The sequence below is a fragment of the Rhodobacter sp. P2_H5 genome (assembly GCF_056403335.1).
Genome location: NZ_JBFUFS010000007.1, coordinates 58,742 through 79,771, shown reverse-complemented (window position 1 = coordinate 79,771; position 21,030 = coordinate 58,742). Strand labels below are relative to the sequence as shown.

Here is a 21,030-nt window from a genome sequence, read left to right as displayed (position 1 = left end):
GGGGGGCTGCGCGCCCCCCCGCAGCGCAGCAAACTGCTTCGCACCCCCCGCGGGATATTTCGGTCTGGATGAAGGGGAAAGGGGTGGCTTGCCTCGGGCCGCGATACGGGCCAATCAGGGGGAAAGGATGAGGTGACGTTTTGGCCACGATTGACGGACTGCCGCCGCTGCGCGAGGTGATCAATGCCCATGATCTGGTGGCCAAGCGGCAGCTGGGGCAGAATTTCCTGCTTGATCTGAACCTGACGGCGAAGATCGCGCGCCTTGCCGGCGACATCGCGCATTCCGATGTGCTGGAGATCGGGCCCGGGCCCGGCGGATTGACGCGGGGCTTGCTGGTCGAGGGGGCGCGGCGGGTCGTGGCGGTGGAGAAGGATCCGCGCTGCATCGTGGCGCTGAACGAGGTGGCGGCAGCCTACCCCGGGCGGCTGGAGGTCATCGAGGGCGATGCGATGGAGATCGACATGGTCTCCCTCCTGACGCCGCCGGTGCGGATCGCGGCCAACCTGCCCTACAACGTCGGCACTGAACTGCTGATCCGCTGGCTGACGCCCAAGATCTGGCCGCCGTTCTGGACCTCGATGACGCTGATGTTCCAGCGCGAGGTGGCGCTTCGGATCACCGCCAAGCCCGGGGACGATCACTATGGGCGGCTTGCCATCCTGTGTCAGTGGCGCTCGGACGCCAAGATCGTCATGCATCTGCCGCCCGAGGCCTTCACCCCGGCGCCCAAGGTGCATTCCGCCGTCGTCCACTTGACGAGGCTGGAGGAGCCGCGTTTTCCGGCCGATGAAAAGACGCTGAGCCGGATCGTCGCCGCGGGCTTCAACCAGCGCCGCAAGATGCTGCGGTCGAGCCTGAAAGGCATCGCGCCGGATATGGAGGCGGTGCTGGAAAGCGTGGGCATCCCGCCGACCGCCCGGGCCGAGGAGATCTCGCTGGAGCGGTTCTGCGCCCTGGCGCGGGCGGTGGCCGCTCGCGGCTGAGGTCAAGCTCTCAGCGGCCGCAACCGCCGTTTTGGAAAAGGAAAAGGGCGCCTCGGGCGCCCTTTTCCATGCCGTTTCGATGATTGGGTCGGCTTTACTCGCTGACCGGTTCCGAAGGCGACGCGGGCGGCATCACAGAATCCACCGGCTTTTTCGGGGTGCGCGGGCGTGTGGTTCGCGGCGCCGTGGCGGGTGCGGCTGCTTCGGGGGCGGCAGCCTCCGGGGCAGCGGCCTCGGTGGCGCGGGGGGCAGAACTGCGCGAGGTCGTGCGCGGCGCCGTCGAAGTGGTGCGCTTCTTGGCGGCGGGCTTGGCAGCCTCAGACGCCTCGGTCGCCGGTTGCGGCGCGGGCGTGCTGTGCTGGGACACCGGGGCCGCTTCGGTCACCACGACCGGGGTGGGCTGCACTTGCGCCGTCGCCGGTTGCGGATCGACCGGGAAGACCGGGACCGGCTTGAAGGTCACCGGGCGCGGTTGCTCGGCGGCGCGCTCCTGCGGAGCGCGATCTTGCTGGCTGCGGTCCTGCGGGGCGCGATCCTGCTGGCTACGGTCCTGCTGACCACGGTCTGCCTGACTGCGGTCTTGCTGACTGCGGTCCTGTTGCGGGCGGTCCTGCTGGTTGCGGTTCTGATCGACACGCGGCGGATAGGGGCGGCGCTGTTCGTTGCTGCGGCTGGCGTTGCTGTCGTTCCGGTTTGCATCGGACCGGTTGCCGTCAGAACGGTTGGACTCCGAGCGGTTGCCGTCATTGCGGTTCTGCTGGCCGTCTTGCGAGCGCGGCTGTTGCGGGCGGCGGTTGTCGTCGTAGCGCGGGCGCTGGTCGCCGCGCTGGTCATTTTGGCGCTGGTCGTTCTGGCGCTGGTCGTTCTGGCGCTGGTCGTTCTGGCGCTCATGGCGCATCGCCGCCTCGGGTGTTTCCACCAGACCGGCATCGTCATAACCCAGAACCTCGATCACGTCATGGCCCGAGGTATCGGGCTGGTCGTCATCGCGGTAATCCTGGCGGTAGTCCTGACGCTCGCCGCCCTGCGCACGCTCGCGCGGCTGGCCGTTCTGATCGCGGCCACCCTGGGTGTTGCCGCCCTGGCCATTTTGGCCATTCTGGCCATAGCCCTGCTGGCGGGTCTCTTGTTCGACGGCGATTTCGCGGTTCGCCTCGGCGAGCAGACGCGTGTAATGTTCGGCGTGTTGCAGAAAATTCTCGGCGGCGACGCGGTCATTCGACAGCTGGGCATCGCGGGCCAAAAACTGGTATTTCTCGATCAACTGGGCCGGCGTGCCACGCACCTTGCCCTCGGGGCCGGAGCTGTCAAACACGCGGTTGATGATGTTGCCGAGCGTGCGCGGGCGGTTCGACTTCGAACGCGAACGGGACTTGGAAGAGCGCATGTTGTCCTTTGATCCGGTTGTCCTGCGCCCCATCGCCTTGGCCAGAAGGACCAGAGGAAAAATCGGCGAGAGGCGGGCATCCGCAAGCTTCGTGGCGGCCAGAATGGCCTTCCGCGTCGGCTTGCGTAATTTCAATAAACACAGGCTCGCCCCCCGGGCAAGGGTTTTCTTGCGAAAACCCGCGCAAAAAGCGGGGGCGATGCCGCGCAACCCWGCGCGGCATCGGGATCTAGCCCGCAGCGCAATCCGTGTCGGAGACCGGCTTTTCGGCGCAGACCACGCGGTCGCGGCCATCCAGATCGGGCAGGATGCGGATCCCGGTCAGGCCCTGTTTGGCCAGAAGGGCCGAGACGGCGGGCCCTTGCGTCGGCCCGATCTCCAGCAGGAGACGCCCGCCGGGCAACAGGCGCGCCGGGGCGCCGGCGGCGATGGCGCGGTAGGCGGCAAGACCGTCGCCGCCGGGGGTCAGCGCCTTCTTCGGCTCCCAATCGCGGACCTCGGGGGAGAGGCCCGCCATTTCGGCCTCGGCGATATAGGGCGGGTTGGAAACGATGAGGTCGTAGCGGTCCGACACCGCGCGGAGCCAGTCCGAGGCCTTGAACTTGGCCCGGGTCAGCGCGTGGCGTTCGGCATTGCGGGCCGCAACCCGCAGGGCCGCTTCCGAGAGGTCGACGCCGAGGCCCGAGGCCATCGGCATCCCCAGAAGGCAGGAGATCAGGATGCAGCCCGACCCGGTGCCGAGGTCGAGGATCTTGATGAACGGCCGGCGCAGCGCCTCCTGCACCAGAACCTCGGTTTCCGGGCGCGGGTCGAGCGTGTCGCGCGTCACCTCGAAGCTGCGGCCCCAGAACAGACGCTCGCCGAGGATCTGCGCCATCGGCTGGCGGGCGGCGCGGGCCGCGATGAGGGCGGTGAAGGTCTGGGCGGCGGCGGCGGGCAAATCGTCCTGCAGATGCAGGGTCAGCCGGTCGGCGGGCACCGCCATCGCCTTGGCCATCAGAAGGCGGGCGTCGCGCGGGGCATCCTCGATCCCCGCGTCACGCAAGGTGGCGATGCCGGTGCGCAGGGCCAGGGCGGCGGTCATTCGACTTCGGCCAGACGCGTGGCCTGATCATGGGCGACAAGGGCGTCGATGACCTCGGTCAGGTTGCCCTCCATGATCTGGCCAAGGGAATAGAGCGTGAGGTTGATGCGGTGATCGGTCATGCGGCCTTGTGGGAAGTTATAGGTGCGGATGCGCTCGGACCGGTCACCCGAGCCGACCTGCGCCTTGCGATCGGCGGAGCGTTCGGAATTGATGCGGTCGCGCTCCATCTCATAGAGCCGCGCGCGCAGGACCGCCATGGCCATATCCTTGTTGCGGTGCTGCGATTTCTGCGCCGAGGTCACGATGATGCCGGTGGGCAGGTGGGTGATACGCACCGCCGAGTCCGTGGTGTTGACGTGCTGGCCGCCCGCGCCGGAGGCGCGCATCGTGTCGATGCGGATGTCGGCGGCGGGAATGTCGATATCGACCTCCTGCGCCTCGGGCAGGACCGCCACCGTGGCGGCCGAGGTGTGGATGCGACCGCCCGCCTCGGTCGTGGGCACGCGCTGGACGCGGTGGACGCCGGATTCGAACTTCATCTTCGCGAAGACGCCCTCGCCCTGGATATGGGCCGAAAGCTCCCTGAGGCCGCCAAGGTCGGTGAACTGCTCTTCGAGGATCTCGAAGGTCCAGCCCATTTTCTCACAGTATTTCTGATACATGCGCAGAAGATCAGCGGCAAAGAGCGCGGCCTCCTCCCCCCCGGTGCCGGGGCGGATTTCAAGGATGGCAGGCCGCGCATCGGCGGAATCCTTGGGCAGAAGCGCGAGGCGCAGGGCCCGTTCCATCTCCGGAATCCGGGCCTTGAGGCGGGGCATCTCTTCCTCGGCCAGGGCCTTCATCTCGGGGTCGGCGAGCATGATCTCGGCCTCGGCCAGATCGTCGAGCGCCTGGCGATAGGCGTTGATCTGGGCAATCACCGGGCCGAGTTCGGAATATTCGCGCGAGAGATTGGCGATCTCGCCCGGGTTGCCACCAGCATTCAGCCGCGCCTCGACATAATCGAAGCGCTGGGTGATCTGGGCGAGTTTGTCCAAGGGAACCATGGGCGGGGTGTGGCGCGAAAGGCGGGGTTGGTCAAGGGTGCAGTGGGGGCTTCGGGCAGGAGTGGCCGGGGCCCGGGGGGATCAACCCCCCGGGCCCCGGCTGGCAGAAGCGGGGGTTTCACACCCCCGCACCCCCGTGGGATATTTATGGACCAATGAAGCGGAAAGCACCGGTTCGGGGTCAGAAGGCCGCGAGCCAGTGTTTGAGGCGGGCTTCGTTCACCCCCATGTCCTTGCTGCCGTAACGTTGCCGCGACAGGATATCGAGCCTGGTGCCTTCGGGGGCGGTGGTCGCCTCGGCGGTGATGTAGTCGGGGAAGCCCATCACGGCGGAGCGCGCGACCCAGGTGATGCGGCCCTCGGCCGGGGTGCCGGCGAGGTGGGTGGTGCGCGGTTGTGCCAGAGCCGTGGCGTCGAGTTTGGTCAGGGCCTCCTTCGGCGTGCCGGGGAGGAGGCAGGTCGCGCGGGCGCCTTTGGGGACGAGCATGACCTTTTCGGCGCAGGGGCCGGGGCTGGCCTCGGGCGCGGCGGCGAGGGGTGTGTTCCAGACCGCGGGGTCATCGGGGGCGAGGCGGATCCAGGCCGCAAGGCCCAGAACCGCGATCACGGCCAGAAGGAGAAGGCTTTTCAACAGCATGCGGATCACCTTTGTGTCCTGGCCCAATGGTAGAGGCAGACCAGTTCGTACGCCACATGGGCGCCGGCAATGGCAGTCGCACCCGTCGTGTCATAGGGGGGCGAGACCTCGACCACGTCTCCCCCGACCATCCTGATGCCAGCCAGATCGCGCAGCATGGCGGCGGCTTGCCAGCTGGCAAGGCCGCCCCAGACCGGGGTGCCGGTGCCGGGCGCAAAGGCCGGGTCGAGCGCGTCGATGTCGAAAGTGACGTAGGTGTTTGATTGGCCTACGATTTCCTTGGCCTTGGCCACGACCCAATCGGTGCCCTTCTCATGCACCTCGCGCGCGGTGATCACATTGACGCCGAGGTAATCCTCGGTCGTCGTGCGGATCCCGATCTGGACGGAGCGTTTGGGGTCGACGAGCCCCGATTTCACCGCCTTGTAGAACATCGTGCCATGGTCGATGCGGGCATAATCGTCATCGGGCCAGAGGTCGGAATGGGCGTCGAAATGGATGAGGGAGAGCGGACCGAACTTCTCGGCATAGGCGCGCAGGATCGGGAAGGTGATGAAATGGTCGCCACCCAGCGTGACGCTCCCTGCCCCGGCGGCCAGGATCTTGCGGATGTGGTTGGTCAGCGTATCGGGGAAATCCTGCGTGCGGGCATAGTCGAAGGCGAGGTCGCCATAGTCGATGATATTGAGGTCTTCCAAGGGGTTGGTCGGCCAACCGGCGGGCGGATCGTAGGGCATCAGGGCAGAGGCCTCGCGGATCGCACGCGGGCCGAAGCGGGTGCCGGCGCGGTGGGTCACCGCCTGATCGAAGGGCACCCCGGTGATGGCGAGGTCCACGCCCGCGAGGTCCTTGGTATAGGTCCGGCGCAGGAAGGAGGTCGCGCCACCGAAGGCGTTTTCAAAAGCATAGCCGCGCTGGCTGGTGCGGGTGAAGGCGGTATCCACCTGTGACTTGGCGTCTTCAAGGGCCATGGGAATCTCGGAAATTCGGGATGCGTATCGTTTGGATCGGAGACCACGCTTATCCGGTGACCGGAACGTAAAGACTGGGATGGGATTGTCAACGGGGGATGAGGGGGTGGGGTAAGGTCTTGGCAAGACGGGGTTTTGCGGGAAAAGGTGGTCTTGCCGGCGTCTTCCTTTGGTCTTCCTTCCGTCTCTACGCGGGGCGGTGGAAGGGAGAGGCAAGGGAGTTCAGGAATCGTCCAGAAGCGGAGGTCTACGCCTTGTAAGAGGCCAACTCATGCTTTGCCGCAAGCGTGAAGATCCATCGGCATCGACGACAGCTCGCAAGCTTGTGTTCACCGGTCAGCGTTCTCGTGGAGTTTGCCTCCCTTCGCCGACGAGAGATCAACGGGTCCCGAAACCTAAAGTGGCCCTAACTATCGCCAAAAGTGGCCAGAAAATAAGCAATTCCGCCATCCAGATCACCAAAGCGCCAAGACCCGGAAAAACCGGCCATAGAAACATCCCTGCCATGCCCAGGCGACCGCCCCTGACGCCGTGCGGGGCATCCATGAAGCAAATCCAAAAAACGACACCTGAAAAAACCCAACACAGTAGAATTGCAGAAATCAGCGAAAGATCAAATTTTATGATCTTTTCCGGCATCCCTCCCGCCTTCCAACACAGAATTGCATGCAGGATCATCATGGATGGTACGAAGAATAGTCCAACCAACACAGTCCCAGTGAATGAAGCCACCGACCTTTCATCAATCACCTGCAAGAATCCTATTCGAGCGTCAAAAATCGATGTGAAACCAGACAGCCACCGAGTTGCCGCCAGCAGCCTATCGTCAAATGCCAATACGACCGCATAGCATAGAACTGCGCAAACGCAGAGGGCGGTCTCTGAAACCCTCTGCATGAATTTATTTCGCTTCGTAGATCTATCGTTCGGCACTTCCGCCATGGCAGCTCCGTTTCAAATCACCCGAAAATCGCTGCGGCATGACTGAACCGTTCTCTGGTCTTCTGGGTCAGTCAGCCAGAGCAGGTTACTCGCCAATCAGGTCTTCTTCCTTGCGACAGGTCCCCGTCTCTAAAAATAGTAACGGCACCAACGCGAAATCAATGGGACCCGAGCGTGGGGAAGGCGCATTTGGCCCCCCTACCCCAGCTTATACCCTTCGCACACCAGATCGTCGGTCACCTGCTTGATCGCGGTCTCCAGGGTCTCGGCGATGAAGTCGATCTGGCTTTCGGTGATCACGAGGGGCGGCGACATGACGTTCAGGTGGCCGATGGGGCGCACCAGGAGGCCGAGGCTTTCGCAGAGGTTGGAGATGCGTTTGCTCTCGTTGGCCGCGTCGGGGAGCAGTTCTTTCGTCTCCTTGTTGGCGACGTTTTCGACGCAGAGCATCAGCTTGCGGCCGCGGACGTCGCCCACGAGCGGCAGGTTGGCGAGCGGGGCCATGCGGGTCTCGAAATAGGTGCCGACTTTCATGGCGTGGGACAGGAGGTCTTCGCGCTCGATGATCTCGATGTTCTTGAGCGCCGCGGCGCAGGAGACCGGGTGGCCGGAATAGGTGAAGCCGGAGGTGAACCAGCGGCTGCCGCCTTCGGCCATCACATTCCAGATCCGGTCGGAGAAGATCAGGGCACCCAAGGGCACATAGCCCGAGGTCAGGCCCTTGGCCGAGGTGATCATGTCGGGCTGGACGCCGAATTCCGACAGGCTCGCGAACCAGTGGCCGATGCGGCCGAAGGCGGTCACCACCTCGTCGGCGATGAAGAGGATGTCGTGGCGCTGGCAGACCTGCCACATGCGGTAGAGGTAGTCTTGCGGCGGGATGATGATGCCGCCCGAGGCCTGGATCGGCTCGGCGATGAAGCCGCCGATGCGGTCAGCGCCGACGCGGGCGATCAGGGCTTCGAACTCGGCCACCAGACTGTCGCAGAAGGTGGCCTCGGTCATGCCGGCGGGGCGGCGGTAGGGGTTGGGGCAGGAGAGGTGGTGGATGCCCTCGGTCTTGTAGCGGAATTCGTCGACGCGGTCGCCGTTGCGCTTGCCGACCGACTGGGTGAGGTAGGTCGAGCCGTGGTAGGAGTTTTCCCGGGCGACGATGTCGGTCTTTTGCGGGTTGCCGCGGGCGTGGTGGTAGTAGCTGACCATGCGGACGGCGGTATCGACGGCGGTCGAGCCGCCGGTGGTGAAATGAACCCGGTTGAGGTCGCCGGGCGCCAGCTCGGCCAGTTTGGCGGCGAGACGGGCGGCGGGGTCATTGGTCACATCGACGAAGTAATTGGCGAAGGCGAGGTTCTGGGCCTGGGCGCCGATCGCCTCGGCCATTTCTGTGCGGCCAAGGCCGATGTTGGTGCACCACATGCCGCCCACGGCATCAAGGTATGCGCGCCCTTCGGCATCCCAGAGGGTACAGCCCTGCCCTTTCGTGATGACCAAAGCGCCCTCTTTCTCGAAGGGGCCGAAGTTGGTCCAAGGGTGGAGCGCGTGGCGGCGGTCCATCTCCCAGGCATTGGCGTTGGACAGGGCTTGCGGGGCGGTGGTGATGGGGGCGTTCATTTTGAATCTCCATTCAATAGGATGGAGGCTAGCAGAAGCGCGGCGAAAAGCCAGCGGACTTTGATCAAATTATTTTCGGAAATGTTAGGTGAGGTTACAGATGGGGGGGATGCCTTCAGGATGCAGGGGCATGCGGCACCGATCCGGCCCCTGCCCCCCGCGCGGCGCTCGGGGCGGGCCTGAGCCTCCGGCGGGAGTATTTAGGCAGAGGGCAAAGGGGGGTGCGTGGTGGCGGTAGGATGGGCAATGTGCCCATCTGACCGGAGGGTTAGCCGAGGGCGTAGCCGGCGCCGCGGACGGTGCGTAGGGGGTCTTCGCCGCCAAAGGCGCAGAGGGCTTTCCTCAGGCGGCCGACGTGGACATCCACGGTGCGGCTGTCGACATAGATGTCGCGGCCCCAGACCCGGTCGAGCAGTTGTTCGCGCGAGAAGACCCGGCCGGGCTTTTCGAGGAAGGTGGCCAGCAGGCGGAATTCGGTCGGGCCGAGTTTCAGCGTCTGGCCCGCGCGGATCACCCTATGGGTTTCGGCGTCGAGGCTGATATCCTCCCATTCCAGCACCATGCCGAGGGTCGAGGGCCGCACCCGGCGCAGCTGGGCGCGCAGGCGGGCCATCAGTTCGACGATGGAATAGGGCTTGATCACATAGTCGTCGGCACCGGTTTCCAGCCCGCGCACCTTGTCGACCTCTTCCGAGCGGGCCGAAAGCATGATGATCGGGATCGCCCGCGTCTCGGGCCGCATCTTCAGGCGGCGGCAGACTTCGAGGCCCGAGACATGCGGCATCATCCAGTCGAGCAGGATCAGGTCGGGCGGGCTTTCCGAGACCAGCATCAGCGCCTCTTCGCCATTGGTGGCGCGCTGGACGTCGAAGCCCTCGGCCTCGAGATTATAGGCCAGGACTTCGCGTTGTGCGGGTTCGTCCTCGACCAGAAGGACGGTGGGTTGCGCCATCAGTTGTCACCCGAGATGACGGATTCGGTCTTCGGGCGCGGTTCCAGCGGCAGGGCCCCGGTGGCAAGGTAGATCACCTGCTCGGCAATCGTGGTGGCATGGTCGCCGACCCGTTCGATGTTCTTGGCGATGAAATGCAGGTGCATGCAGGCGGTGATGTTGCGCGGGTCTTCCATCATATGGGTCAGGAATTCGCGGAACAGCGCCGTGTACATCTGGTCCACGTCCTTGTCCTGCTGGCGCACCGATTCGGCCAAGGCCACGTCGCGGGCGATGAAGGCATCCAGCGCGTCCTTCAGCAGAAGCCCGACCTGACGCGCCATCCGGCGGATCGAGCCGGCGGCACCTTCGATCGAATGCATGTTGGCCAGCACGACCGAGCGTTTGGCGAGGTTCTTGGCATAGTCACCGCAACGCTCCAGCGAGGCTGCGATCTTCATCACGGTCAGCACGGTGCGCAGGTCGGAGGCCGCAGGCGCGCGGATCGCGATCAGGCGGACGCATTCGGCGTTGACCTGGTCTTCCAGCGCGTCAATGGCCGTGTCGCCGAGGCGGACGCGTTCGGCCAGAGCCTCGTCGCGGGTCTCCAGCGCCAGGGCCGCGTCGGAGATGGCGGCCTCGACCAGGCCCCCCATTTTCAGGACAAGGGCCTGCACCCCTTCCAGGTCCCGGTCGAAAGCCGAGGCGATGTGGCGGTCTGTGTTCATGGTCATCTCCTCAGCCGATCCGGCCGGTAATGTAGCTTTCCGTGCGCGGGTCTTTCGGGTTGGTGAAGATCGTCCCCGTCTCGCCATATTCGACCAGATGGCCGAGGTGGAAGAAGGCGGTACGCTGCGACACCCGCGCGGCCTGTTGCATCGAGTGGGTCACGATCACCACCGAGAACTGCGAGCGCAGTTCGTCGATCAGCTCTTCGACCTGCGCCGTCGCAATCGGGTCGAGGGCCGAGCACGGCTCGTCCATCAGCAGAACCTCGGGCGAGGTGGCGATGGCGCGGGCGATGCAGAGGCGCTGCTGCTGGCCGCCGGAGAGGCCGGTGCCGGGCGAGGTCAGACGGTCCTTGACCTCGTTCCACAGCGCGGCCTTGCGCAGGCAATCCTCGACGATCTGGTCAAGCTCGGCCTTGTTGCGGGTCAATCCGTGGATCTTCGGGCCGTAAGCCACGTTGTCATAGATCGACTTCGGGAAGGGGTTGGGCTTCTGGAACACCATGCCGACCTTGGCGCGCAATTGCACCGGGTCGACGCGGGGGTCATAGATATCCTCGCCTTCCAGCTTGATCGTGCCTTCGACCCGGGCCGAGGCCACGGTGTCGTTCATCCGGTTCAGGCAGCGCAGGAAGGTGGATTTCCCGCAGCCCGACGGCCCGATGAAGGCGGTGACGGTCTTGTCGAGGATATCGACATCGACATCCTTCAGGGCATGGTTGGTGCCGTAATAGACCTGTACCCCACGGGCTTCGATCTTGGCGGTGTCAGTCTGCACGTCGCGCTCCAGTCTGAGGTCTTTCATGTTCGTTTTCCTACCTTACCAGCGGCGTTCGTATTTGCGTCGCAGAATGATGGCGACCGTGTTCATCAGGATCAGGAAGACCAGAAGGACGATGATCGCCCCCGAGGCCCGCTCGACAAACCCGGGGTCGCCGCGTTGGGTCCAGTTGTAGATCTGCACCGGCAGCGCCGAGGCCGGATCGAACAGCCCCTCGGGCGGCAGGCCGGGGAAGTCGCGGACAAAGGCCACCATGCCGATCAGCAAGAGGGGGGCGGTCTCCCCAAGGGCCTGCGCCAGGCCGATGATCGTGCCGGTCAGGATGCCGGGCATGGCGAGCGGCAGGACGTGGTGGGTCACGGTCTGCAGTTTCGACGCGCCGATCCCGAGGGCCGCATCGCGAATCGAAGGCGGCACGGCTTTCAGCGCGGCACGGGTCGGGATGATGATGCGCGGCAGGGTCATCAGCGTCAGCACAAGGCCACCGACGACGGGGGCCGACTGCGGCAGACCGGCGAAGTTGATGAAGATCGAGAGACCCAGGATGCCGTAGACGATCGAGGGCACGGCGGCGAGGTTGGCGATGTTGACCTCGATCAGGTCGGTCCAGCGGTTCTTCGGCGCGAATTCCTCAAGATAGACCGAGGCTGCGACGCCGATCGGCAGAGCCAGGACCAGCACCACGAACATCATGTACAAGGAGCCGATGATCGCGACACCCAAGCCGGCGGCTTCGGGCCGCTTGTCCGAGGCATCGGGGCGGGTCAGGAAGCCGGAGTTCAGCTTCATCGAAATCACCCCCGCCGCGCGCAGCTTGTCGGCGAGCGCCAGCTTCTCGGGCGAGGTGTTCTTGTCGCGGGCGGCACTTTCCATCGTGACCCGGCCCTTGAAGTAGCCGTCGATCCGGCCATTGGCGAGGGCTTCAAAGGAGATCGTGGTGCCCAGAAGTTTGGGGTCGGCCAGCACCATGTTGCGCAGGCCTGCGGCGGATTCCTCCGAGATCATCTCGGCGATATCCTTGTCCTTCATGGTACCGATGTCGATGCCGCGCTTGGCGACCTCGGCCGAGAGGGCCTTGGCCAGCACTTTGCCGTAACCGATGGTCGAGACCGAGGCCATCTCGGACGGGATGCCGTGGCCGGCCTTGTCGAGAACGGCGGCATCAAGGGTCACCGGGATCTCGATGAAGGTCTGGCGGAAGGCCGGAAGACCCGCCGAGAAGATGGAGATCATCAGCCACAACAGCGCCAGAAGTGCCAGGCTGATCGCGACCAGCCCATAGGCGCGGAAGCGTTTCTCGGCGGCGTTGCGGGCATTGGTGCGCTTGTCGGGGGCGAAAAGCGAATGCACTTCATGCGCCGCCATGGGGGAATGGCTGAGGTCGCTCATTCGTATTGCTCCCGGTATTTGCGGACGATGACCAGGGCCACGATGTTCAGGCACAGGGTCAGGGTGAAGAGCGTCAGGCCAAGGGCGAAGGCCACCAGCGTCTCGGGTGAGGCAAATTCGGTGTCGCCGGTCAGCTGGCTCACGATTTTCACCGTGACGGTGGTCATGGCGTCAAAGGGGTTCATCGAGAGTTTGGCCGCGGCCCCTGCCCCGAGGACGACGATCATCGTCTCGCCGATGGCACGGGAGGCGGCCAGAAGGACCGCGCCGACGATGCCGGGAAGGGCTGCGGGGATGACGACCTGGCGGATGGTCTCGGACGGCGTGGCGCCGAGGCCGAGCGAGCCATCGCGCAGGGATTGGGGCACGGCGTTGATGATGTCGTCGGACAGCGAGGAGACGAAGGGGATGACCATGATCCCCATGACGAGCCCCGCCGTCATCACCGAGGACGACGAATTGCCCAGCCCCATCGGCATCGCGATCCAGTCGCGCAGCAGCGGGCCGACGGTGATCAGCGCGAAGAGGCCGTAGACGATGGTCGGGATGCCGGCCAGGATCTCGATCAGCGGCTTGACGATGCCGCGTGTGCGTTTGGAGGCATATTCGGCGAGGTAGATGGCGGACAGAAGGCCGATCGGGACAGCGACAACCAGCGAGATCACCGAGACATAGAGCGTGCCCCAGACCAGCGGCCAGATGCCCAGCGACGAGCCGCCGCCGAACTTCGGGTTCCACTTGGTCGAGAAGAAGAACTCCGACGCCGGGTAAAGCCGGAAGAAGTGGATCGTCTCGGACAGAAGCGACAGCACGATGCCGACCGTGGTCAGCACCGCGATCAGCGAGGCTGCGATCAAAAGGCCCATCGAGACGATCTCGGTCGCGTTGCGGGCGCGGAAATCCGGGGTGATCCGGCTCAGCCCCCAGACGAGGCCCGCGCCGGCAATGGCGAGCGAGACCAGCGTCAGCAAGAGGCGCGACAGATGCCCGGTGGAGCGCACGGCCTCGGCCGCGGCGATCATCGTGGGGTTCGGGTCATCACCCATCGCAACCCCGGCATTGCCGAGAGCGGTCTTCAGCGCGGCGGGGTCCAGGGCCAGGGCCTTGGTATCGGCACCGGAGGCGGCCAGGGTGTTGAGCCCCGAGGCCAGGCGCGTCACATCGGCCATGACCAGATTGACGCTGCTGCCCTCGGGCACGTCAGCGGCGGAGATATGCGACAGGGCGGCGCCCTGGATGACGAAGCCCTCGGCCAGAAGCCAGACGACCATCAGCGCAAAGGCCGGCACCAGGACGCCAAGCGCGGTGATGCGGCCATAAAAGGCGGGGAGGGAATGCAGTTTGCGGATATCGCCATCTGCGGCGGCAATCGCACGGCGCTGGCCCAGCACATGGCCAAGACCGGCGAGGCCAAGCAGGATCAGGCACAAAAGGCCAAGGCTCATGATTTACCTTTGGGTAGGAGATGTCAGGATGGTTGGCATCAGGCAGGAAAAGGCGCGCGGAACCGAGGCTCCGCGCGCCCTTGTGGCGTGATCTTACTTCAGCGGGTCCATGACCTTGTCGGCCTTCACGTCGGCCTGGGTCTGGGCCAGGTTCGGGTCAGCGACCAGACCGTATTCGATCAGCTTGCCTTCGGGGCCAGCCATGTCGTCGGAGACGAAGAAGTCCAGGTATTCCTGCAGGCCGGGGATGACGCCGATATGCTGCTTTTTCACATACATGTAGAGCGGGCGCGAGACCGGGTAGGTGCCGTCGGCGATGGTGGCGGTCGAGGGCACGATGCCGTCCACGGTCGCGACTTTCAGCTTGTCGGTGTTGTTTTCATAGAAGGACAGGCCGAAGACGCCCATGGCGTGCTTGTTGGCAGCCAGACGCGACAGGGTCTCGGTATAGTCGCCGTCGATCTCGGTCACGACGTCGGAGCGCAGGGTGTGGCAGCCGGAGATGGCGTCCTTTTCCTTGGCCTTGTCGTCGGCGCCGGTCGAGGCGGCCTTGTAAAGGTCATAGGCGCCGGTGGCCTTGCAGCCGGCTTCGATCACCTTGGTGTCGAAGACTTCGCGGGTGCCGTGCTTGGAGCCGGGGATCAGCGCCAGGATGTCTTGCGCCGGCAGGCCGGCCGCGGCGTCAGCCCAGGTCTTGGCGGTGTTGGCAACCAGGGCGCCGTCCTTGACGACCTTGCCGCCGATGGCCGAATAGACGTCGGCGGGCTTCAGGGCGAAGTCCGGGCCGGCGATGTCCGAGGCGAAGACGATGCCGTCATAGCCGATCTTGATTTCCATGATGTCGGTGACGCCGTTGGTCTTGCAGGTGTCGATGTCCGACTGCTTGATGCGCGAGGAGGAGTTGGCGACGTCGATCGTGTCTTCGCCCACGCCCTTGCAGAGCGCGGCACGGCCAGCGCCCGAACCACCGCCTTCGACGACCGGGGTCTTGAAGGTGCCCTGCTCGCCAAACGCTTCGGCCACGATGGTGGCGAAGGGCAGCACGGTCGAGGAACCGGCGATCTGCAGCTGGTCACGGGCGGAAGCGGTCAGAGCCGAGGCGGCGAGGATCGCCAGCGCCGAGGCGGAAACTTTCATGAGGGACATCGTTATCTCCTGTCCTGCGTCAGAGGGAGGCCCGAGTGGCCACCCTTCGTGGCCTGCGTTTAGGCGGCTTAGCCTGCAGTTTTGCGACAGTTGTGTAACAGGTTTATGACGGCGCCTGCGACTGGGGCGCAGAGGGCAAGCAGGATGGCCAGGGCGGGCCACGATCTTTCTGCGAAAGATCAGGCCGTCGTGCCCTGCGGGCCCCTCCGGCGCAGGGCACCGATTTTTCGCAGAAAAATCGTTCCTCCGGCGCAAGGCCACGATTTTTCGACGAAAAATCGGGACGCGCTCAACCCGGGCCTTCCGGCAGCAGGACGGAGAAGGTCGAGCCCTTGCCCGGCTCCGAGGAAATCTCCAGCCGGCCGCGGTGCCTGTGGGCGATGTGCTTGACGATGGCCAGCCCCAGCCCGGTGCCGCCCTTCTCGCGGCTTCGGTGACCATCGACCCGGTAGAACCGCTCGGCCAGACGGGGGATGTGGAAAGAATCGATCCCCTCGCCCTGATCGCTCACCGACAGGCGCAGCTTGGGGCCGCGCGGGCTGGCCTCGCGCGCCAGCGTCACCCGGACCTCCTTGCCCGGCCCGCCGTATTTGATCGCGTTCTCGACGAGGTTGGTGGCGACCTGGGTGATCTGGTCGGGGTCCGAGATCAGCTCGACCGGTTGGTCCAGCCCGCTCAGGATCAGCTTGACCCGGTTCGCCTCGGCGAGCGGCCGCAGCGATTGCACCGCCGACAGCACCAGCCTTGCGATGTCATGGCGGCCGGTCGGGCGCTGGCGCTCTTGCGCCTCGACCTTGGACAGGTGCAGAAGGTCGCGCACCAGGCGGACCATCCGCTCGGCCTCGGTCTGCATGATGGCCAGAAAGCGGTCGCGCGCCGCGGCATCGTCGCGGGCCGGGCCGCGCAGGGTTTCGATGAAGCCCAAGACCGAGGTCAGGGGCGTGCGCAACTCGTGGCTGACATTGGCCACGAAATCGCGCCGCATCGCGTCCATCTGCTCGCGGTCCGACAGATCCTCGAAGGAGCACAGCACCCGGTCGCCGACCGGGGCGGCGGTGACGCGGTGGACGACCTCATGGCTTGGCCCCGGGATGATGTGGCGGGCCTCGGCCAGCTGGCCGGTGCGGGCGGCGGCTGCGATGGCCTCCAGCACCTCGGGCTGGCGCAGCACGAAAGCATGCGGCCGCCCGACCAGACGCGCGCCCAGAAGCCGCTCGGCCGCCGGATTGGCCGCGATGATCCGTTCATCCGCCCCGATCATCACCGTGGCCAGGGGCAGGCCTGCCAAAAGCTGGGTCAGCGTCGCGTCATCCATGGAATTTCCTTCATCCGGCCAGACATTCATGCATAAGATCGCCGCGAAGGTCCATCTGCGACATCCGCTTTCCCGTCATGCGTTCATTCTGTAGCAATCTGCTCGTTCGGGTTGCAAAATGCCCCGAGTTATCTCGGTGAGTCGCAGTCGATGGAAGTCCCACGCGGAACAATGTACCCAAGGTTGGTCACGCTCTCGGCAGGCGCCGAAGACCGGTTTCTGGCCCTGGATTGTGCGGGGCTGATGGCGCCCTATGGGCCGATTCCCCTGCCCGGTGCGGTGCACCACCGCTTTGTCGACCTCGACGAGGATCTCCTCACAGCGGTGATGCCGACCGTGGTGGTGATCCGGCTCTTCGCCGGGCCCTATGACGCAACGGCGGCGATCGAGCGGCTGGCCGAGCTTGGCTTTGGCGGCAGGATCTTCGTCATCGCCCCCGCGCTGCCCCGCCCGCATCTGGTGGAGCGCGAACTGCGCGAGGCCGGGCCGGGGCCCAGGCTCACCCTCATCACGCCCTGAACCGCGCCGGCCCAAATGGGCCGATGGGGGCCCGGAACGCCAGGACGGCGCCGCCGGTCAGGCGGCGGCGTCCTTTGCGCGGTCTGCGGGACCCGAAGCTGCGGGGCCGGAGGCGGTGGCGCCCAGGGCGAGCATCGCCTCGGCGCCGATCCTGAAGGATTCGCGCCGCGCCGCGGGGTCGAACATCATGCCGGTCAGCATCACCTCGTCGGGCTGGTATTCGGCGATCAGCGCCGCAAGGCGGGCGCGCACCGTTTCCGGCCCGCCGACGGCGGCGCAGGACAGCGCCTCGTTCACCCCGGCCATGACATGGGGGGCGATGCCCGTGAGGTCCGCTTGCGGCGGCGGCAGGCGGCCGGGCTGGCCGCTCCGCAGCCGGGCGAAGGACAGGATCTGCGAGGAGCGCAGATATTCCGCCTCGGCATCGCTGGCAGCGGCATGCAGGCCCACCGCCATCATGAAATGCGGACGCTCGCGCCAGACCGAGGGTCGGAAAGTGGTCTTGTAGACATGCGCCGCCTCGGCCAGCTGGGCCGGGGCGAAATGGCTGGCAAAGGCATAGGGCAGCCCGAGATAGGCCGCGAGCTGTGCGCCATAAAGGCTGGAACCGAGGATCCAGACCGGCACCTGCGCCCCCTCGCCCGGAAAGGCGCGCACCCTTGCCGCAGGGTCGGGTGCATCCATGTAATGAATCAACTCCAGCACATCCTGGGGAAAGTCGTCCGAGGCTTCCAGATGCCGGCGCAGCGCGCGCGCCGTGGCCATGTCGGTGCCGGGGGCGCGGCCCAGGCCAAGGTCGATCCGGCCGGGAAACAGCGCCTCCAGCGTGCCAAACTGTTCGGCGATGATCAGCGGCGCGTGGTTGGGCAGCATGATGCCGCCCGCGCCGACCCTTATGCTTTTCGTCCCCGCCGCCACATGACCGATCACCACCGAGGTCGCGGCCGAGGCGATCCCCGGCATGTTGTGATGTTCGGCCAGCCAGTAGCGGTGATAGCCCAGGGCCTCGGCCGCGCGGGCCAGATCCAGCGTGTTGCGCAGGGCTTCGGCACTGGACTGGCCCTCGGCCACCGGGGCCAGATCGAGAAGTGAGTAATGCATCCGCTTACCTTGCCGTTTTGGAGGATTGGCCTTAGCCTTTTACTTAACTTGGCGACGATCCGGAGGATTTGAAAGATGCCACGGGGAGCTTTTGCAACGCCGCCGGTTCTTGCCGGCGCCTTGCCCGGTCTGCGGGCCGTCTTTGCCCCCGTTCTCGCAGCCCTCGTGGCCCTCACGCTGGCCTGCGGCCCGGCCCTGGCCGAGATCCGCTTTGGCGGCGGCGATGGCCGTGCGGTGGCCCATGCCGTGGTGATCCTCGGCGCCGAGAGCGATTATGACGGGGTGCAGGCGGAATATGCCTGGCTGGCCGCGCAGTACCCCGGCTATGTGATGGAGGGGCAAAGCCTGCTCTATATCGGCAGCCGGCCCTTTGACCTGCTGCAATTCCGCCATCAGGGCCGTCAGCTTCAGGTCTATTTCGACATTTCCGGGTTTTTCGGCAAGAACTGACGGCGCTCAGACCGGCAGGCACCAGAGCGCCAGGAACGGCGCCTCGCCAGCCCGCATCGCGTGGCGGATGCCGGGCGGGTTGTAGACGGTCTGACCCGGGCTGCGCGGGCGCCACTCCGCGCCCTCCTGCCAGAAGGCACCCTCGCTGAGGACGAGATAGACCTCCTCCGGCGGGTGGTCGTGGTCGGGATAGCGGGTGCCGGGCGCCATCAGGCTGAGGCCGAGCCAGACATCCTCGCGCGCTTCGACCCCGCCGGGGCCGATCAGCATCGCATTGGCATGGGCCTCGGCAAAGCCGGGGCTGGCGGTGGGGCCGACCGATTTGCGCGTGGTCCAGCGCAGGTCGGGGGCGAGTTGGGCCAAGGCCGCCGCGAGACCGGCCAGCGCCGCGCCATGCCCGCGCAAGGCGTCGAGTGCGGCGCCAAACTGCGCCGCGACGACCGGCAGATCATCACCCGCGCCGGCGTCAGCCGCGGTCCCGGTCCGCACCAGCCGCGCCAGGGCCTTGTCCAGCGCCAGCCGCCCCGCGTCCGTCAGGTCCGATCCCGCAAAGGCCGCGGGCAAGGCCGCCAGAACCGCCTGCAAGGCGGGCGCGCGGCCTGGAGTTTGCGGCTTGTCCTGTGCGGTCATGGTCCTGGCTCCCCTGGCGTCCGGCGCGTCCTCTGGACCGGATCGAGCCCTGTCGCAGGGGGCAAGTCAAGCCCGGATCGCCAGAGCGAAGACCCGCCTCAGACGAAGAGGTAGTCGTCGAAGGCCAAGGCGCTTACCCCCGTCAGGGTCACGATGGTCTTGGCCGCCACCCCGCCCGCGCCATCGGCGTCATAGGTCAGAACCCCGGTGCTGGTGTTGAAGAACAGGCCCTTGTGGCTGGTGTTGAGGCTCGCCCCGCTCAGGATGCCGGTCGCCCCGCCAAAACCGGAGGAGGTGAAGATCAACCGGTCGGCCCCGGCGCTGTCAAAGTCGGTGATGCGGTCGCCACCCTCGGCGGCGCTGGCGAACAGGAAGCTGTCCGCCCCGGCCTCGCCCGACAGGACATCGGCCCCGGTGCCGCCACGGATCATGTCAAAACCCGCGCCGCCATAGATCCGGTCCGCCCCCGAACCGCCGTTCAGATTGTCGTTGCCATCGTTGCCGCGCAGCGTGTCGCGCCCGCCGAGACCGGAGAACACATCGTCCAGCCCGGCGCCGGTCATCGTATCGGCGCCGACCCCGCCATCGCGCTTGAGGCCCCAGGAGGCGGCGGTGTCAAAGACCTGACCCTGCAGGACAAATCCGGTGCCGACCGTCGGGTTCAAGCCATAGACCCCGGCATAAAGCGAGGTGCCCTTGGCGATCAGCGTGGCATGGCCATTGGCGAATTGCAGTTCGGTGTCCAGCAGCGCGAAATCCGCGCCCCTGGCCTTGCCGCCCTCGCCGAACATCCGGCCCAGAAGCGTCTGGTTCGACATGTCGCGCCAGGAGGCGGCAAAACCGCCATCCCCGAGCGCCACCAGCGAGAGGTCGGCCTCCTGCGTCGTCACCCCCGAGGACAACTCGAATGCTCCGCCGATCTTGTCCCCCGCCGCCGACATGATCTGCGCCTTCCAGACCCCGATCGCCCCGGTGGCCGAGGAGTTCTGCGCACTGTCGAGCCAGGCCACCACCAGTCGCCCGCCGGTCAGGGTGATGATCTGCGCCTGCTGGGCCGAGGTGCCGTCAATCTCCACCGCGGCGCCAAGGGCGGTGCCCGAGGCGCTGACGGTCTGGAACATCACCTTGGGCGTGCCGAACGTCGGCGCGGCGAAGGCGGTGGATTCGGTCCAGACCAGCGCAGTGTTGCCATTGGTCATCCGCGTCGCATCGACAAAGATCGGGTTGGCCTCGGTCGTGATCAGGCCGGCATTGGTGTGGTCGGCGATCACGATCTTGGGCGCCTCGGTGGGCGAGCCATCGGCGTTGAACCGCGCCACCCGGATCCCGCCCGACCCGTTCGAGCCCGAGATCTGTTCGTAATAAAAGACCGAGTAGCCGCCCTTCGCGCCATAGACCAGCGCGGAATAGGGCATGGTGAGATCGGCAGGCGTCGCCGGGTTGACCGCCACCGCGCTGCCCGCCGTGGCGGTGCCGTCATAGCGCTGCACCAGAAGCGCGTTGTTGAGGTCGCCCGTGGTTTCCGACATCGGCAGAAGGGCTGCCACCCGTCCGCCCGGCCCGGCCTCCAGATCGATCTTCAGAACCGTCGCCGCGGGCAACCCGCCCACCGCCTGGGCGTAAGAGGTGGTCTGCACCGAGGTCACGCTATCGCTCGCCTCGTCCAGGAGGCCAATCTTGACCACACCGTTCAGATCATTGCCGCCGCCAGCCCAGCCGAGCACAATCCTGCCGTCCGAACGGACCACGCCATCCACGGATCTGATGTTGAACTCGTTGGCCTCATGGACCCAGGTCCTTGCCGCCTCGCGGACAATCGCCATGCGCTATTCCCCCTCACCCAAAGCGACCGCGCCGGGCCAGGCAGAGCCATGGGGCGGGTCCAATTCCATCGTTCATTGGGGTGAGTTTGGCAAGAAAACGACAGG

The 21,030-nt window shown here is 65.9% G+C and carries 19 protein-coding genes and 1 pseudogene; 3 read left to right on the top strand and 17 right to left on the bottom strand.

The features are described from left to right. Positions 1-140 precede the first annotated feature (140 nt). Complete coding sequence (rsmA, locus tag AC1DVR_RS11630; RefSeq protein WP_478000735.1) at positions 141-986, top strand: 16S rRNA (adenine(1518)-N(6)/adenine(1519)-N(6))-dimethyltransferase RsmA; 846 nt, start codon at positions 141-143, stop codon at positions 984-986. Positions 987-2,124: 1,138 nt separating this feature from the next. Here the strand turns inward: rsmA and AC1DVR_RS11625 are convergent. The 14 genes and pseudogenes from AC1DVR_RS11625 to AC1DVR_RS11560 all read right to left on the bottom strand — a co-directional run. Further along, a pseudogene (locus AC1DVR_RS11625) lies at positions 2,125-2,373 on the bottom strand (DUF4167 domain-containing protein); the annotation flags it as partial. A gap of 229 nt (positions 2,374-2,602) precedes the next feature. After that, positions 2,603-3,457 carry a peptide chain release factor N(5)-glutamine methyltransferase gene (prmC, locus tag AC1DVR_RS11620; RefSeq protein ID WP_478000734.1) on the bottom strand — a complete coding sequence of 285 codons (855 nt, stop codon included), beginning with the start codon at positions 3,455-3,457 and terminating at the stop codon, positions 2,603-2,605. Continuing rightward, complete coding sequence (prfA, locus tag AC1DVR_RS11615) at positions 3,454-4,506, bottom strand: peptide chain release factor 1 (protein WP_478000733.1); 1,053 nt, start codon at positions 4,504-4,506, stop codon at positions 3,454-3,456. Before prfA ends, prmC begins: the two co-directional genes overlap by 4 nt. 181 nt (positions 4,507-4,687) lie before the next feature. After that, positions 4,688-5,143, bottom strand: a complete 456-nt coding sequence (locus AC1DVR_RS11610) for a DUF1499 domain-containing protein (RefSeq protein ID WP_478000732.1) — start codon at positions 5,141-5,143, stop codon at positions 4,688-4,690. Positions 5,144-5,148: 5 nt separating this feature from the next. Further along, on the bottom strand, positions 5,149-6,114 hold the full coding sequence (gene speB / locus AC1DVR_RS11605) for an agmatinase (RefSeq protein WP_478000731.1): 966 nt from the start codon (positions 6,112-6,114) through the stop codon (positions 5,149-5,151). Positions 6,115-6,492: 378 nt separating this feature from the next. Further along, on the bottom strand, positions 6,493-7,056 hold the full coding sequence (locus AC1DVR_RS11600; RefSeq protein WP_478000730.1) for a hypothetical protein: 564 nt from the start codon (positions 7,054-7,056) through the stop codon (positions 6,493-6,495). 198 nt (positions 7,057-7,254) lie between these two features. Next, positions 7,255-8,667, bottom strand: coding sequence for an aminotransferase (locus AC1DVR_RS11595; RefSeq protein WP_478000729.1), 1,413 nt, complete (start codon positions 8,665-8,667; stop codon positions 7,255-7,257). Between the two features lie 268 nt (positions 8,668-8,935). After that, positions 8,936-9,619 carry a phosphate regulon transcriptional regulator PhoB gene (gene phoB, locus AC1DVR_RS11590; RefSeq protein WP_478000728.1) on the bottom strand — a complete coding sequence of 228 codons (684 nt, stop codon included), beginning with the start codon at positions 9,617-9,619 and terminating at the stop codon, positions 8,936-8,938. After that, positions 9,619-10,326, bottom strand: coding sequence for a phosphate signaling complex protein PhoU (phoU, locus tag AC1DVR_RS11585; RefSeq protein WP_478000727.1), 708 nt, complete (start codon positions 10,324-10,326; stop codon positions 9,619-9,621). Before phoU ends, phoB begins: the two co-directional genes overlap by 1 nt. Before the next feature lie 10 nt (positions 10,327-10,336). Next, positions 10,337-11,131: a phosphate ABC transporter ATP-binding protein PstB gene (gene pstB / locus AC1DVR_RS11580; protein WP_478000726.1), complete on the bottom strand. Its 795-nt coding sequence runs from the start codon at positions 11,129-11,131 to the stop codon at positions 10,337-10,339. 15 nt (positions 11,132-11,146) lie between these two features. Beyond that, positions 11,147-12,496: a phosphate ABC transporter permease PstA gene (pstA, locus tag AC1DVR_RS11575; protein ID WP_478000725.1), complete on the bottom strand. Its 1,350-nt coding sequence runs from the start codon at positions 12,494-12,496 to the stop codon at positions 11,147-11,149. Next, on the bottom strand, positions 12,493-13,941 hold the full coding sequence (gene pstC, locus AC1DVR_RS11570) for a phosphate ABC transporter permease subunit PstC (RefSeq protein WP_478000724.1): 1,449 nt from the start codon (positions 13,939-13,941) through the stop codon (positions 12,493-12,495). Before pstC ends, pstA begins: the two co-directional genes overlap by 4 nt. A 93-nt stretch (positions 13,942-14,034) precedes the next feature. Continuing rightward, positions 14,035-15,087, bottom strand: coding sequence for a substrate-binding domain-containing protein (locus AC1DVR_RS11565; RefSeq protein WP_478000723.1), 1,053 nt, complete (start codon positions 15,085-15,087; stop codon positions 14,035-14,037). Between the two features lie 289 nt (positions 15,088-15,376). Next, positions 15,377-16,402 (bottom strand): ATP-binding protein, encoded by a 1,026-nt coding sequence (locus AC1DVR_RS11560; protein WP_478000722.1) that lies wholly within the window; start codon positions 16,400-16,402, stop codon positions 15,377-15,379. Positions 16,403-16,573: 171 nt separating this feature from the next. Here AC1DVR_RS11560 and AC1DVR_RS11555 point away from each other — a divergent pair, with 171 nt between their 5' ends. Further along, the gene (locus AC1DVR_RS11555; protein ID WP_478000721.1) at positions 16,574-16,921 is read left to right on the top strand and encodes a hypothetical protein; all 348 of its coding nucleotides are present in this window, start codon (positions 16,574-16,576) and stop codon (positions 16,919-16,921) included. A gap of 57 nt (positions 16,922-16,978) precedes the next feature. Here AC1DVR_RS11555 and AC1DVR_RS11550 read toward each other — a convergent pair whose 3' ends face one another. Continuing rightward, entirely contained in the window at positions 16,979-18,022 is a 1,044-nt protein-coding gene (locus tag AC1DVR_RS11550) for an LLM class flavin-dependent oxidoreductase (RefSeq protein WP_478000720.1), read from the bottom strand. 75 nt (positions 18,023-18,097) lie between these two features. On the opposite strand from AC1DVR_RS11550, the gene AC1DVR_RS11545 reads away from it, so the two are divergent. Next, entirely contained in the window at positions 18,098-18,472 is a 375-nt protein-coding gene (locus AC1DVR_RS11545) for a hypothetical protein (protein WP_478000719.1), read from the top strand. 6 nt (positions 18,473-18,478) lie between these two features. On the opposite strand, the gene AC1DVR_RS11540 is transcribed toward AC1DVR_RS11545, so the two are convergent. Beyond that, positions 18,479-19,102 (bottom strand): dimethylsulfonioproprionate lyase family protein, encoded by a 624-nt coding sequence (locus AC1DVR_RS11540; RefSeq protein WP_478000718.1) that lies wholly within the window; start codon positions 19,100-19,102, stop codon positions 18,479-18,481. Between the two features lie 98 nt (positions 19,103-19,200). Further along, the gene (locus AC1DVR_RS11535; RefSeq protein WP_478000717.1) at positions 19,201-20,925 is read right to left on the bottom strand and encodes a calcium-binding protein; all 1,725 of its coding nucleotides are present in this window, start codon (positions 20,923-20,925) and stop codon (positions 19,201-19,203) included. Between the last annotated feature and the right edge of the window lie 105 nt (positions 20,926-21,030).

Bases quoted from the DNA above. Each gene is read 5' to 3' on its own strand.
- AC1DVR_RS11610 (WP_478000732.1), bottom strand. From the start codon at position 5,143: ATGCTGTTGAAAAGCCTTCTCCTTCTGGCCGTGATCGCGGTTCTGGGC.
- prmC (WP_478000734.1), bottom strand. From the start codon at position 3,457: ATGACCGCCGCCCTGGCCCTGCGCACCGGCATCGCCACCTTGCGTGAC.
- AC1DVR_RS11540 (WP_478000718.1), bottom strand. From the start codon at position 19,102: ATGACCGCACAGGACAAGCCGCAAACTCCAGGCCGCGCGCCCGCCTTG.
- pstC (WP_478000724.1), bottom strand. From the start codon at position 13,941: ATGAGCCTTGGCCTTTTGTGCCTGATCCTGCTTGGCCTCGCCGGTCTT.
- AC1DVR_RS11535 (WP_478000717.1), bottom strand. From the start codon at position 20,925: ATGGCGATTGTCCGCGAGGCGGCAAGGACCTGGGTCCATGAGGCCAAC.
- AC1DVR_RS11595 (WP_478000729.1), bottom strand. From the start codon at position 8,667: ATGAACGCCCCCATCACCACCGCCCCGCAAGCCCTGTCCAACGCCAAT.
- pstA (WP_478000725.1), bottom strand. From the start codon at position 12,496: ATGAGCGACCTCAGCCATTCCCCCATGGCGGCGCATGAAGTGCATTCG.
- prfA (WP_478000733.1), bottom strand. From the start codon at position 4,506: ATGGTTCCCTTGGACAAACTCGCCCAGATCACCCAGCGCTTCGATTAT.
- pstB (WP_478000726.1), bottom strand. From the start codon at position 11,131: ATGAAAGACCTCAGACTGGAGCGCGACGTGCAGACTGACACCGCCAAG.
- phoB (WP_478000728.1), bottom strand. From the start codon at position 9,619: ATGGCGCAACCCACCGTCCTTCTGGTCGAGGACGAACCCGCACAACGC.
- AC1DVR_RS11550 (WP_478000720.1), bottom strand. From the start codon at position 18,022: ATGCATTACTCACTTCTCGATCTGGCCCCGGTGGCCGAGGGCCAGTCC.
- speB (WP_478000731.1), bottom strand. From the start codon at position 6,114: ATGGCCCTTGAAGACGCCAAGTCACAGGTGGATACCGCCTTCACCCGC.
- AC1DVR_RS11560 (WP_478000722.1), bottom strand. From the start codon at position 16,402: ATGGATGACGCGACGCTGACCCAGCTTTTGGCAGGCCTGCCCCTGGCC.
- AC1DVR_RS11555 (WP_478000721.1), top strand. From the start codon at position 16,574: ATGTACCCAAGGTTGGTCACGCTCTCGGCAGGCGCCGAAGACCGGTTT.
- AC1DVR_RS11565 (WP_478000723.1), bottom strand. From the start codon at position 15,087: ATGTCCCTCATGAAAGTTTCCGCCTCGGCGCTGGCGATCCTCGCCGCC.
- AC1DVR_RS11600 (WP_478000730.1), bottom strand. From the start codon at position 7,056: ATGGCGGAAGTGCCGAACGATAGATCTACGAAGCGAAATAAATTCATG.
- AC1DVR_RS11545 (WP_478000719.1), top strand. From the start codon at position 18,098: ATGCCACGGGGAGCTTTTGCAACGCCGCCGGTTCTTGCCGGCGCCTTG.
- phoU (WP_478000727.1), bottom strand. From the start codon at position 10,326: ATGAACACAGACCGCCACATCGCCTCGGCTTTCGACCGGGACCTGGAA.